This window comes from Stenotrophomonas sp. SORGH_AS_0321, assembly GCF_031453215.1.
GTDB classification, from domain to species: Bacteria; Pseudomonadota; Gammaproteobacteria; order Xanthomonadales; family Xanthomonadaceae; genus Stenotrophomonas; species Stenotrophomonas chelatiphaga.
The window spans coordinates 407989-420792 of the sequence record NZ_JAVIZG010000001.1 but is presented as its reverse complement, the minus strand read 5'-3'; the positions used below and the strand labels follow the sequence as shown (position 1 = coordinate 420792).

Annotated in this window: 10 protein-coding genes; 4 read left to right on the top strand and 6 right to left on the bottom strand. The window is 67.3% G+C overall.

Going from position 1 to position 12804, the window contains the following annotated elements:
* Positions 1–106: 106 nt before the first annotated feature.
* A complete protein-coding gene (locus QE373_RS01835) occupies positions 107–2110 on the bottom strand; it encodes a hypothetical protein (protein ID WP_309682947.1) in 2004 nt (667 codons plus the stop codon).
* A 466-nt stretch (positions 2111–2576) separates the two neighbouring features.
* Here QE373_RS01835 and QE373_RS01830 point away from each other — a divergent pair, with 466 nt between their 5' ends.
* Positions 2577–2939: a helix-turn-helix transcriptional regulator gene (locus tag QE373_RS01830; RefSeq protein WP_083491918.1), complete on the top strand. Its 363-nt coding sequence runs from the start codon at positions 2577–2579 to the stop codon at positions 2937–2939.
* 135 nt (positions 2940–3074) lie between these two features.
* On the opposite strand, the gene ung is transcribed toward QE373_RS01830, so the two are convergent.
* From ung to rhlB, 5 genes are all read right to left on the bottom strand, one after another.
* The gene (gene ung, locus QE373_RS01825; protein WP_309682943.1) at positions 3075–3779 is read right to left on the bottom strand and encodes a uracil-DNA glycosylase; all 705 of its coding nucleotides are present in this window, start codon (positions 3777–3779) and stop codon (positions 3075–3077) included.
* Positions 3776–4615 (bottom strand): response regulator, encoded by an 840-nt coding sequence (locus QE373_RS01820; protein ID WP_309682941.1) that lies wholly within the window; start codon positions 4613–4615, stop codon positions 3776–3778. Before QE373_RS01820 ends, ung begins: the two co-directional genes overlap by 4 nt.
* A gap of 9 nt (positions 4616–4624) precedes the next feature.
* Entirely contained in the window at positions 4625–5599 is a 975-nt protein-coding gene (gene ftsX / locus QE373_RS01815; RefSeq protein ID WP_123698842.1) for a permease-like cell division protein FtsX, read from the bottom strand.
* Positions 5596–6282, bottom strand: a complete 687-nt coding sequence (gene ftsE / locus QE373_RS01810; protein ID WP_057507407.1) for a cell division ATP-binding protein FtsE — start codon at positions 6280–6282, stop codon at positions 5596–5598. The genes ftsX and ftsE overlap by 4 nt, the downstream gene beginning before the upstream one ends.
* A gap of 236 nt (positions 6283–6518) precedes the next feature.
* Entirely contained in the window at positions 6519–8267 is a 1749-nt protein-coding gene (gene rhlB / locus QE373_RS01805; protein WP_309682935.1) for an ATP-dependent RNA helicase RhlB, read from the bottom strand.
* A gap of 523 nt (positions 8268–8790) precedes the next feature.
* Between rhlB and trxA the strand changes: the two genes are divergently transcribed.
* The 3 genes from trxA to QE373_RS01790 all read left to right on the top strand — a co-directional run bounded on the left by trxA (position 8791) and on the right by QE373_RS01790 (position 12521).
* On the top strand, positions 8791–9120 hold the full coding sequence (trxA, locus tag QE373_RS01800; RefSeq protein ID WP_042612690.1) for a thioredoxin: 330 nt from the start codon (positions 8791–8793) through the stop codon (positions 9118–9120).
* A gap of 226 nt (positions 9121–9346) precedes the next feature.
* Complete coding sequence (rho, locus tag QE373_RS01795; protein WP_309682928.1) at positions 9347–11134, top strand: transcription termination factor Rho; 1788 nt, start codon at positions 9347–9349, stop codon at positions 11132–11134.
* Positions 11135–11507: 373 nt separating this feature from the next.
* Complete coding sequence (locus tag QE373_RS01790; RefSeq protein ID WP_309682925.1) at positions 11508–12521, top strand: LacI family DNA-binding transcriptional regulator; 1014 nt, start codon at positions 11508–11510, stop codon at positions 12519–12521.
* The last annotated feature ends 283 nt before the right edge of the window (positions 12522–12804 follow it).

Genomic DNA, 12804 nt, shown 5'->3' with positions numbered 1-12804 from the left:
CGCCTGCTGCGGCCGCCACTGCGTTGGGTACGCGTCGTGCCGATCCGTCCGTGTTGCGGGTGGCGCGCGGTCCGCTGCGCGCCCGTTCCATTGCTGCTGCCCGCCGCTAGTACGCCGCGGGATTGCTGCTGAACACCACCGGCACGCTGATCGTGGCGCTGCCGCCGTTGAGCAGGTCCACGCCCACGCTGATGCTGTTGCCGCCCACCGCTCCGCCGCTGGCCACCGCACAGGCGCTGCCTGCACTGGCACTGCAGGTCCAGGCCGCGCTCAGCGTGGCGCCATTGGGCAAGGTGTCGTTGACCACCGCGGCGGTGACTGCGTCTGGACCGCCATTGCTGACCACCAGCGTGTACGTGGAGGCACCACCGGGCGTGTAGCTGCCGCTGCCGTCGGTCTTGGTGATCGAAAGATCGGCCTGGCGGGTGCGGTTGACGATGCGGCAGACCAGCGCCACCGGCGTGGCGGTGACCGCCGGCGCCTGCAGGGTGAAGCTGTTGCCGGTGCCGGAACTGACGACCGTGCCGTCCTGGTTCGCGCATTGCCAGGTACTGGCGTAGCGCTCCAGCACCGTGCCGGCAGCGGCGGTTTCCGCCATTGCATAGGTGCCGCCGGCCACCGTCACCACCGCAGCGGTGGCACCGTTGTTGCCGACATTCGCCGCCGAACCGACCACGCTGCCGTTGTAGTTGATGGCCAGGTTGAAGCGGCCGGTATCGCTGCTCGGCTGCAGTTCCTTGACCAGCTGCAGGGTGGCCGCGCAGGCCTGGGTCACGCCTTCAACGGTGAACACCGCCTGGCCGATGCGGATGCCGAGCAGCCCGAGCAGGTTGTCGACCACCCCTCCCAGCAGCGCGGTCAGCACGGGGGTGACCAGCGTATTGACCGCCGTGCGGATCGGCTGCAGCAGCGTGCTCACCAGCGTGTTCACCAGATCAGCCACCGGCAGCGGCAACGGAAGCGCACCGAGCAGGGTCACGGTGGGATTGCCACTGGTGACCTGGATGTTGAGCGAGTTGACCAGCGTGGACACCATCGTGGCGGCACTGACGGTGCCGGCCGACAAGGTGCGTGTCTGTGGATACGGCCCGGTGAAACTGGCCGACTGCAGCCCCGGCGTTGCCGTGGCGAAGCCGCGGATGCTGACCGCCAACGGCACCGAGACATCGGCGACAGGAATGTTCAGCAGCGTGGTGACCCGCACGGTGACGTTGAGCGAGGTCAGCGTGGCGGGTGTCAGCGCACTCTCGGTGAGTACCAGCGAGCGGTTGAAGAAGGTCGCGTCGCTGATCTGGCCGACGTACAGGTTCACCAGCCCGGGCCGCGCCTGCAGAGTGACCGCGTTGCCGACCAGGTTGACCGCCGAGATCGTGCCTTCGGCGCGGGCGATGTCTGCATACACCTGCAGGTGCAGCACGCTGGCGCTGATGTTGGCGTTGGACACCTTCACCAGCCCGAGCACGTTGAGATTGTTGAGCAGGCCGGTCAGCGCGGCGACGTTGAGTCCCTGCGCGAGGTCCAGGTCCAGCTTCACCCGGATCGCCGAGCTGTGGAACGCGCTGCCGAGCGGTCCGCAGGTGTACACCGGACGCTCCACCACCTGCAGCCACAGACGGACATTGGCCACGCCGGTCAGGCCGAGCGCTGCGGTGTTGACCGTGATCGGCGTCGGCGTGGTCAACACGTTGCTGAAGTTGTACAGCTGCACGCTGCCGGTCAGCAGGTCCAGCACGTTGAGCCGCACCGTGGTGAGCGAGCCGGTTGGCAGGGCGATCTGCAGCAGATCACCGAGGCGGATGCTGCCGGTGGCGCCGGCCACGCCCAGTGGCAGTGCGTTGAGGATGTTGGCCGCCACGGTCTGGTTGTCGGCCTGCAGTACCGCCACCATCGCCGCGCGCAGCGTGCCCAGGCTGATCGCGGTATTCAGCACCTGGCTCGGATCGCTGACCTCCACCCCGCCGTTGAGCTGGGTGATCAGGGCGTTGAGGTTGAGGTTGGCGCCGGCCAGGCTGTTCCAGTCGACCGCGGTGAGATTGATCGTGGTGCCCGGCAGCAGTGCACCGAACAGCAGGTTGAGGACCGGGCTCTGGGTGGAATCGACCGAAGCCAATCGCGGCCCGGCACTGACGCAGGCACCCGCGGTACACGCTGATGTACCCTGCGCATGTGCCCTGCCCGCACAGGCAAGCGCAATCAACATGACGGCGATCACGGTTATCTGCCGCCATAATGACGATATCTTCACGCCATTCACATCAACCATTCCCGTGCTCCGTGCAGTTTCCAGCGGCAGCACCACGCCCCGGCGGCGGAATGAATCCGCCACCTGAACAAACTCGATACCGGCCGGTTGAATCCCGGGTTTACGTTTAAGCCCGGTTCGAGGTGATTAATACGGGGCGAGGGAAAACCGTCAAACAGGACGGCGTGAATATGGAGGGCAGTATTGCTGGCCTGTAGTCCAGGGGAAGGCCGGCACGGTTGCTACGGATACGCAGGACAGCGTTTCTGTACAGCCGGAAAAAGAATCACTTCCCGGTAAGCAGTGCTTGCCAAGACATGGAGAGGGGTGCCCAATGAAGGACATGTGCGACAGAATCCGACGCTCGCGATTGACCGCCGGACTATCTCAATCACAATTGGCGCAGGAAACCGGCGTACGCCGCAGCGCAGTGGCCCAGTGGGAACGCGAGGGCGGGACCTCGCCGAGTGTGACGCATTTGGCACAAATCGCGATTGTGACCCAGGTTTATTTTGAATGGCTGGCGACAGGACGTGGACCTGGTCGCCCGGAAGACGGAATCGATCTGCCATTGCCCGAAACAAAACCCGATGTCGGTCGCCATCCGCATGAAACCGAGATTCTCTGCCTGCTGCGTCGAATGACGCCGCGCAAACGCCAGGTAGCGCGGGCGATCATCGAAATGCTGGAGGATTGATTCGGGGTGGGTGACGGTAGCGCCGGGCCAGGCCCGGCGGGCGCAGCGGGAAAGGTCTGACGGCCAGCGGCCTTCACTACCGGGTGTGGTCTGACGGCCAGCGGCCGTCACTACCGGGGCGGTCGTCACCCACCGTCATCCTGCCGGTGGCAGTGACCAGTCGATCGGTGTCTGTCGGCGGCGCTGCAGGTACTCGTTGGTCGCGGAGAAATGGCCGCAGCCGAGGAAGCCGCGGTGGGCGGACAGCGGTGAGGGATGCGGTGCCTTCAATACCCGATGGCGCTGGGTGTCGATGACCTTGCCCTTCTGCTGCGCATAGCTGCCCCACAGCAGGAACACCAGGCCCTCGCGCTCGCGGTTGAGCGCTTCCACTACGTGGTCGGTGAAGCCTTCCCAGCCGCGCTTCTGGTGCGCCCCGGCGTTGCCCTCTTCCACCGTCAGCACGGCATTGAGCAGCAACACGCCCTGCCGCGCCCAGGGCAGCAGGCAGCCATGGGCCGGCCGCGGAATGCCGAGGTCGCGCTCGATTTCCTTGTAGATGTTCAACAGCGACGGCGGCACCGGCACGCCGGGCTGCACCGAAAAACTCAGGCCATGCGCCTGCCCTCGCCCGTGATAGGGATCCTGGCCCAGGATCACCACCTTGGTGGCATCGAACGGGGTGGCGTCGAAGGCGGCGAAGATCTGCGGGCCGGGCGGGAACACGTTCACGCCACTCGCCTTGCGCTGGCGCAGGAAGTTGCCGAGCTCGCGCATCTGCGGCTGCAGCAGCCAATCGCCGACCTGTGCTTTCCAGCTCGGTTCGAGCTGGATGGAAGGGGGTACTGCTTCGTTCATCACACCACGGATCTTGGATTCAATCGGGACAGTCGCAGCTGGAACAGGACCTTGGTCACCAGCAGGCGCTCTTCGATCGGCTTGAGCACCAGGTCGTTGGCACCGGCCTGCAGCAGCGCCGTCTGGTTGAGCGGATTGCCGTCGCCGGTCATCACCAGCACCGGCAGGCGACGCTTGCCATAGCCGAAATCCACCCGCACCCGCTCCACCAGGTCGCGTCCGCTGAGCTCGCCCTTCAGGGTCACGTCGGTGAGCACCAGGTCGATGCGGTGCTGGTTGCGGCCCAGCGACTCGGCGGTCAGCAGGGTCACGGCCTCTTCAGCGGTCATCACGTGCAGCACGTTGAGCTGCTGGCGCTCGAGCATCCGCTTGGTGGCTTCGGCCACCACCCGGCTGTCTTCCACGTACAGCAGCGTGGCACCGGGAATGACCGCCGGCTGCACGTAGCCGCGGATGAAGGCGGCCAGTGCTTCGTGGCCCAGCGACTTGTCGAAGTAATCGGTGACGTAGTCGGTGAAGCGGCGCTGTTCAAGATGCGACTGCGCATCGCCGGACACCACGATCACCGGCACATAGGCCTGCCCCGCCGATTCGCGCACGGTCTTGGCCAGTGCCAGCCCGTCACCATCGGGCAGCGACAGCGAGGTGGTGACCAGATTGACCGGCCCATCCGCCAAGGCCTGGCGCGCCTCTTCGATGCTGGCGCAGCCAACCACCTGGACGCCGGGCAGGTCGCGCTGCAGTACGTCGGCGATCAGCTTGCGGACCAGCCGCGAGCCGTCGACGACCATGACCCGGGTGGCATCGTCGTGCAGGTGCTTCAGTGCTTGCGGCTGCATGCGGAGGACTCAGGTCTCGGTGGGGCGCGTCTGGCGCAGGAAGTGTCCGGTGACCAGCCATGCACCCAACCAGCCCACCAGCACGATGGCCAGCAGCACGACCGACGAATGCAGCAGGTCCAGTCCCTTCAGCGCGAACGGACTGGCGTAGCTTTGCGACAGCTGTGCCAGCGGCCCGGCGAGTGCGGCGCCGGCGCCGGCGAGCAGGCCCAGCGCGACCAGTCCCGCCCCCAGGCCGTACCACGCGCCCAGGTACAGGAACGGGCGCCGGATGAAGCCATCGCTGGCGCCCAGCAGCTGCAGCACGCCGATCTCTTCGCGGCGCGCCTGGATGTCCAGCCGCACCGTGTTGCCGACCACCAGCACCGCGCCGAGGCCGAGCAGCACCGACAGCACCTGCACCAGCCGCGCGCCGAACGCCAGCCAGCCGTCCAGGCGGGTGCGCCACAGCGCATCGTGCTGCACCAGGTCGGCCTGCGGCAGGGTGCCCAGTGCACGCGCCAAGCGCGCATCGTCAGCCTTCTGGGCCGGTGTCACCACCAGCAGGCTGGGCAGCGGATTGGACTGCAGGGCATCGATCGCCTCGCCGAGGCCGGCGTTTTCGCGAAGTTCTTCCAGGCCCTGTTCCGGCGTGCGCAGGGCCACCGCGGCAACGTCGTCGCGCGCCCGCAGCTCGGTGGCCAAAGAGGCCGCGCTGGCCGCATCCAGCTCGGCCTTCAGGAACAGGTTGATGTCACGCGACTGCTGCACGCTGCCGGTGAAGTGCTTGAGGTTGTCCAGCGCGATCGACAGGCCCAGCGGCAGTGCCAGTGCAAGCGCCATGACCATCACCGTCAGCAGCGTCGCCCACGGCTTGCGGAACGCGCGACCCAGGCTGAACACCACGCTGTGCATGTGGTGCTGCCACCAGATGCCCAGCCCGGACGGTGCGGTCGCCGTGGTGTTGGCGTTGCGCTCGGGCGCAGGAGCGGATTCGGTGCTCATTCGGCAAGGTCCTGCGGCGAGATGTCGTCCACCAGCCGGCCATGGTCCAGGATCAGCACGCGCTTGCGCATGCGCCGCAGCAGCGCCAGGTCATGGCTGACCACCAGCACGCTGGTGCCGCGCGCGGGCAGCTCGGCGAACAGCGCCATGATTTCAGCGGCCAGGGTCGGGTCGAGGTTGCCGGTCGGTTCGTCGGCCACCAGCAGGCGCGGTTCACCGACGATCGCACGGGCGATCCCCACGCGCTGCTGTTCGCCGGCAGACAGCTGCGACGGCAGGGCCTTTTCGCGGTGCCCCAGGCCCATGCGCTCCAGCACCGAACGCACGCGCTTGCCGATGTCGGCACGCCGGGTGCCGCGCAGGATCAGCGGCAGCGCCACGTTCTCGGCGATGCTGCGGTCCATCAGCAGGCGGTGGTCCTGGTAGACCGCGCCCACCTCGCGCCGATGCCGTGGCACGTCGCCACCGCGCACCTTCAGCAGGTTGCGCTCGTTGAACACCACCGCGCCGCGGCTGGGCCGCTCGTCAAGGTGGATCAGTTTCAGCAGGGTGCTCTTGCCCGCGCCGGAATGGCCGGTGACGAACACCATCTCGCCAGGCGCCACGTCGAAGCTGACATCGGTCAGCGCCTCGTGTCCACCGGCATACTGTTTGCTTACGTTGTCGAACCGCAGGACGCTCATCCCCTGATTATGCAGGAGCGGCGCGGCGGATCGGTAGCGCCGGGCCATGCCCGGCGAAAACCTTCCGGCATCGCGGCAGGGTCAGGCCCGGCAGCGAGGCAGGACGGAGACACCGCCGCCCCCGGCGTCCGGGGGCAGCGCCGCAGGCGCGGGGGTGTGGATGCTGCTGACGCGGGGATAGTGGTTCGCATGGCGAACCGGAGAGCGACAGCGCGAATGAGCTGCCGCTTACCTGCTTACCCGCCCGCCAGCATCCGGCGGATCTTGCGGCCGATGCGGGTCAGGAAGGAATCGCCCGGGTCGGCACTGCGGACCGGCTTGGCCACTACCTGCACCGGCGCACCGTGCGCGGCGGTTGCGCCCTGGGGGTTCGTCCCTTCGGCACCTTCCAGCGGGCGGCCGTTGCGGCGGCGACGGCGCTTGCGCGGCTTGCGCTCGCCATCCTGCAGCGCGGGGTCCTGCGCGGCGCCAGTGTCGGCACGCGGCGGGCGCGGGGCCTGTACGGCGTCGACGGGGGCCGCCACGGCAGCATCGGCGCTGCCGGCCGCCGCTGCAGCAGCCTGCGACGGCGCCACGGCTGCGGCATCACCTTCCACGCGCGGCTTGCGCGGCGGACGCGGACGGCGTTCGCCGCTGCGCTCACCACTGCGTTCGCCACGGCCGGCCGACGGCTTGCCACCACGACCACCACCACGACGCTCCTCTTCGGCGGCACGCGCTTCGCGCGCTTCGCGGAAGATCTGGCTGACGCTTTCGTTCTCGTCGCCTTCCTCGCCCGGCGCAGGCGGCGCACGTTCCGGACGCGGCAGCGAGGTCAGCAGTTCGGCGGTCACCGCTTCGACCGGGATCTTCTGGTCGATATAGGCCTCGATATCCGGCAGGCCCATCGCATAGCGTTCGCAGGCGAAGCTGATGGCATCGCCTTCCTCGCCCAGGCGCGCGGTGCGGCCGATGCGGTGCACGTAGTCTTCGGCGTCGAACGGCAGATCGTAGTTGTAGACGTACTTGATGCCGTCGATGTGCAGGCCGCGGGCCGCCACGTCGGTGACCACCAGGATTTCCAGCTGGCCCTTCTGGAAGCGGTTCAACAGGCTTTCGCGCTTCTTCTGCGGCACGTCACCGGACAGCACGCCGACGCGGTAGCCGGAACGTTCCAGCGCGCGCGCGACGCGCTCGACGAAGACCTTGGTGTTGACGAACACCATCGTGCGCGCGCCTTCGCTGCGCGACAGCAGGCCGAGCAGCAGCGGGATCTTTTCTTCGTCGGCCGGGAAGTACATGCGCTGGCGCACGCGGGCGGCGGTGATGGATTCGCTTTCCACCACCATCTTCTGCGGCTCGTTCATGTGGTCATACGCCAGTTCCAGCACGCGGTGGCTGAGCGTGGCGCTGAACAGCAGGGTCTGCCGGATGGTGCGCTCGGGCATGCGGCGCAGCAGGAAGCGGATGTCCTTGATGAAGCCCAGGTCGAACATGCGGTCGGCTTCGTCGAGCACGCAGATTTCGCAGGCGTGCAGCGATACCACCTTGTGCTGCTTGACGTAGTCGATCAGGCGGCCGGGGGTGGCGATGATCACGTCCACGCCCTGCTGCAGCAGCTCGCGCTGCTTGTCATAGTCCACGCCGCCGTACACCAGCGCGAAGCGCAGACCCAGGTCCGAACCCAGCTTCACCGCGTCCTTGTGGATCTGGATGGCCAGTTCGCGGGTGGGCGCCAGGATCAGCGCGCGCGGGTCTTCCGGCTTGCGGTCGGCCAGTGCCGGGCGGGTCAGCAGGCGGTTCACCACCGCGACCAGGAAGGCCAGCGTCTTGCCGGTACCGGTCTGTGCCTGGCCTGCGACATCGCCACCGGCGAGTGCGACCGGCAGCGTCAGCGCCTGGATCGGGGTGCAGCGGGTGAATCCGGCTCCTTCAAGACCGGCGTGCAATGCCGGATGCAGATCGAAGGAGGAAAAGGTCAAATCGGTCAGCGGTTTGTCGCTCATGTGTCCGTCTTGGTCTGGCCGCCACCTGCAATCGGGCGGCTCGGCATCATCTGGGGGCTCCGTCGCAAACTGCGGCCCCTGCGGCGGGTCGGCGGGCCTTGGACCTTCGGGTCCCTTGCCGCTCAATGGAGCAGTTTAGCGTAATCGGGCCAGCAACCGGGCCCGAGCGTCTCACCAGACCGGGAGATGGAACCGCACGGCGCCTTCATCCACGCCACTGCCCGCTGAATCCGACCCCGGTTGCGCCTTGAGCGACCGACACCGGCCCCCTATTCCATAGGTGCGGACAGTGAAATGCGGCACATTCCGTCGGTCATATCGATCGCGATACGCTGGGTTCCAGCCGCCCACTGTCCGCCCGCGCCGATAGGGGTAAACTGCCGGCCGTGAGCGTCCAGGCATCCCGCCCAGCGCACCGTGGAGCCTGCTCCACCAGGCAACGACGAGGGTTGCGCCAGTCTGGCCCAGCCCAGTTCACCCACCTCCGGCCCCAGCCAGGTGCCCCACAAGACGAGAAACCAAGATGAGCGACAACGTTGTACATGTCAGCACCGCTGATTTCGAAAGCACCGTACTGAACTCCAAAGAGCCGGTCCTGGTTGATTTCTGGGCCGAATGGTGTGGCCCGTGCAAGATGATCGCCCCGGCGCTGGACGAACTGGCCGTTGCCTACGGTGGCCGCGCGAAGATCGTCAAGGTCAACGTCGACCACGAGCGCGACCTGGCCGTGAAGTACCACGTCCGTTCCATCCCCTATCTGGTCGTCTTCAAGGACGGCGAGAAGGTCGGTGAACAGGTGGGTGCAGTGGGCAAGGCCCAGCTGGCCGGCCTGCTCGACAAGGCATTGGCCTGAGGCCTGTGTTTCCCGGCAGCCGGTGACGCCGGCTGCCTGCAGCCCCTGCGCTGCCTGAATGTCGTGGCATCGCGGTGCTTGCAAGGCGCCGCGCGCCGGTGATAGTGTCGGCACATCCGGTCCGCGTTCGCGTGCCGCACCCGCTGGATGCAGTTCACTCCAGACCCCATCCCTTCGTTCGCCGCCCCAGCCGGGCGCTCGCACCTTCAAGCGAGGAATAACGCTCTTGTCCGATACCACTTCTGAAACCGGCAGCGCTGATGCGCCCGCCGAAAAGCGTGTGCGCAAGCCGCGCGTGACCAAGGCTGCCGCACCGGCGTCCGCCGAAACCAGTGCTCCGGCACAGGCTGGGCTGCCGCTGGCCAATGCGCCCGAAGCGCCCCGCCCCGCTCCGCCCCCCGCGCCCGCTGCAGCGGCGCCGAGCGCGCCCGCTGCCGAAGCACCCGCCGCCCCCGGCGGTGACGGCAACGAAGGCCGCGAATCCGGCCAGGGACGCCCGCAGCAGAACAACAACAACAACCAGGCAGGTGGCCAGCAGAACACCGCAGGCGGCCAGAACCAGGGCCCCTACCAGGGCAACCAGCAGAACAACGGCCAGGGCCAGGGCAACCGCCGCGACCGCTTCCGCAACCGACGCGACCGTGACCGCCCGGCACGTGGCGGTGGCCGCGACGATGGCCTGCCGCAGGACAACAACGAACAGCAGCCGTTCGTGCGCACCCAGCAGGCCAACGTGCCTGAGGGCTTCCCGGTGTATTCGCTGAGCGACCTCAAGCGCATGCCGGCGCAGAAGCTGCTGGAAATCGCCGAGCAGCTGCAGATCTCCGAAGGCGTCGCCCGCGCCCGCAAGCAGGACGTGATCTTCGCGCTGCTGAAGGTGCTGACCCGCCACGGTGACGGTGTCGCCGCCGACGGCGTGCTGGAAATCCTGCCCGACGGGTTCGGCTTCCTGCGCGCGGCCGAAGCCAGCTACCTGGCCGGTCCGGACGACACCTACATCTCGCCCAGCCAGATCCGCCGCTTCAACCTGCGCACCGGCGACCACCTGTCCGGCCGCATCCGCTTCCCCAAGGACGGCGAGCGCTACTTCGCGCTGTCCATCGTGGACACCATCAACGGTGAGCCGCTGGAAGCGTCCAAGAACAAGGTGCTGTTCGAGAATCTGACCGCCCTGTTCCCGCGCAAGCGCTTCACCCTGGAACGTGGCAACGGCTCGTCCGAAGACATCACCGGCCGCATCCTCGATCTGATGGCACCGCAGGGCAAGGGCCAGCGTTCGCTGATCGTCTCCCAGCCGAAGGCCGGCAAGACGATGATGATGCAGCAGGTGGCGACGGCCATCACCACCAATCATCCGGACGTGCACCTGATCGTGCTGCTGATCGATGAGCGCCCGGAAGAAGTGACCGAAATGCAGCGCACCGTGCGCGGCGAGGTCATCAGCTCGACGTTCGACGAGCCGGCTGCGCGCCACGTGCAGGTTGCCGAAATGGTGATCGAGCGGGCCAAGCGCCTGGTCGAGCACAAGAAGGACGTGGTGATCCTGCTGGACTCGATCACCCGCCTGGCACGTGCCTACAACAACGTGGTGCCGAGCTCGGGCAAGGTGCTGACCGGTGGTGTGGATGCCAACGCGCTGCACCGTCCGAAGCGCTTCTTCGGTGCGGCACGCAACGTGGAAGAGGGCGGCAGCCTGACCATCATCGCCACCGCGCTGGTCGACACCGGCAGCAAGATGGACGAGGTGATCTACGAAGAGTTCAAGGGCACCGGCAACAGCGAAGTGCACCTGAGCCGTCGCATCTCTGAAAAGCGTGTGTTCCCGGCGATCGACATCAACCGTTCGGGTACCCGCCGCGAAGACCTGCTGATCGAGCCGGAGCTGCTGCAGAAGATCTGGATCCTGCGCAAGCTGCTGCATCCGATGGATGAAATGGCTGCGATGGAGTTCCTGCTGGACAAGATGAAGAACACCAAGTCCAACGACGAGTTCTTCGGTTCGATGAAGCGCTGAGTTCCTGGCGCCGGACGATCCACGACGAGGCCCCGCATTGCGGGGCCTTTGTTGTTTCCGGGGCGCGTGCCTTGCGACGGGTGGGCAGGCTGTCCGGGACACGCCGCAAGTACGTCCTTGCAGGCTACTGTGCGGCTCCTGCCTCACGGTGTCCCGGACAGCCCGCGCCCACCCGTCGCCCTGACAGTATTCGTCCGCCGCCAGAAAGCGATGCCTCGGTAGCGCCGAGCCATGCTCGGCGAGCGCAGCGGGCTTGGCAGGGACAGGGGCCCCGGCAACCGTGCTGCGCTGCGCCGTGGCAATATCGGCGCGAGGCTGCACCATCGCTCGGCGCGCACCGGCCGCCGCTGGCACATGGAGGATCACCTGCACCATGCGTAGTCGAATCGAGGACGTCGCTGCGGCGGCAGGGGTCTCCATCAAGACCGTGTCGCGCGTGCTCAACAACGAACCCAACGTGCGCGAGCAGACCCGGTCGCGGGTGCGCGAGGCGGTCGCGCGGCTGGGCTACAAGCCCAACCTCTACGCGCGCAGCCTGGCCGGCCAACGCTCCTATTCGTTGGCGCTGGCCTACAACAATCCCTCGCGCAACTACCTGATGGAGATCCAGAGCGGCATGCTGGATGCCTGCCACGGCAACCACTACAACCTGCTGCTCGGCCCGGTGGGGATCGGGCGGCATGCCCTGCCCGACCTCAGCGCGCTGTTCGACAACTCACGCCCCGACGGCGTCGTGCTGATTCCACCGCTCAGCGATGATCCGGTCGTGCTGTCCTACCTGCAGCAGCATGGCATTCCGTTTGCCAGCATCGCCCCGCGCGATCCCACCGGCGCCATCGGCGTGCGCATGGACGAGACCACCGCGGTGGTGGAACTGATGCGCCACCTGATCGCGCTGGGCCATCGGCGCATCGGCCACATCAAGGGGCCGCGGGCGCACGGTGCCTGCCAGTGGCGCCACGCGGGTTATCGCGCGGCGTTGCGCGAAGCCGGCATCGCCTACGACCCGGCGCTGGTGGTCGGCGGGCAGTTCTCCTTCGAATCGGGCATTCCCGCAGCCCATCGCCTGCTCGACCTGGTCGATCCGCCCACGGCGATCTTCGCTGCGAACGACGACATGGCCGCGGCCGTGTACCGGGTGGCCGGTGGTCGCGGCCTGCAGGTCCCACGCGACCTGTCCGTCTGCGGTTTCGATGACACCCCGATCGCCAGCCACATCTTTCCCGCGCTGACCACCGTGCGCCAGCCCACCGCGGAAATGGGACGGCTGGCGACGCTGCAGCTGCTGGACCGCATCCGTTCGCCGGGTGCCGGCAGGATGATCACGTTGGAGCATGCCGTGCTGGTGCGCGAATCCACGGCTGCACCGCGCCACCGCCGGCGCTGACGGCATCGCCGGCGGTGGCCGTTGTCCAGCGCTGTCAGCGTTGCCCCCATCGGCGCTGCGCAGAACCATTCTGCATCGCAGCACGGGCAAGTCCTCGTGCTGACGCGTGGCAGGCCGCCCCATTTTCCCCATGACACTGCAATTACAAGGCTTCGCGCAGGCGCGCCCGGCCTGCCCCTGCATTCAGCCGGCGCAGGCAAAACCACGAGCCGAGGCGCACCGAAGGCGCTTTGTTGACAACGCTGTCAACGCATCCCCAAATCGCTCCCGTCATGTAGTTGCC

Excerpts from the sequence above, each read along its gene's own strand:
- QE373_RS01830 (WP_083491918.1), top strand. The coding sequence starts at position 2,577 with ATGAAGGACATGTGCGACAGAATCCGACGCTCGCGATTGACCGCCGGA.
- QE373_RS01820 (WP_309682941.1), bottom strand. The coding sequence starts at position 4,615 with ATGCAGCCGCAAGCACTGAAGCACCTGCACGACGATGCCACCCGGGTC.
- ftsX (WP_123698842.1), bottom strand. The coding sequence starts at position 5,599 with ATGAGCACCGAATCCGCTCCTGCGCCCGAGCGCAACGCCAACACCACG.
- ftsE (WP_057507407.1), bottom strand. The coding sequence starts at position 6,282 with ATGAGCGTCCTGCGGTTCGACAACGTAAGCAAACAGTATGCCGGTGGA.
- rhlB (WP_309682935.1), bottom strand. The coding sequence starts at position 8,267 with ATGAGCGACAAACCGCTGACCGATTTGACCTTTTCCTCCTTCGATCTG.
- trxA (WP_042612690.1), top strand. The coding sequence starts at position 8,791 with ATGAGCGACAACGTTGTACATGTCAGCACCGCTGATTTCGAAAGCACC.
- QE373_RS01790 (WP_309682925.1), top strand. The coding sequence starts at position 11,508 with ATGCGTAGTCGAATCGAGGACGTCGCTGCGGCGGCAGGGGTCTCCATC.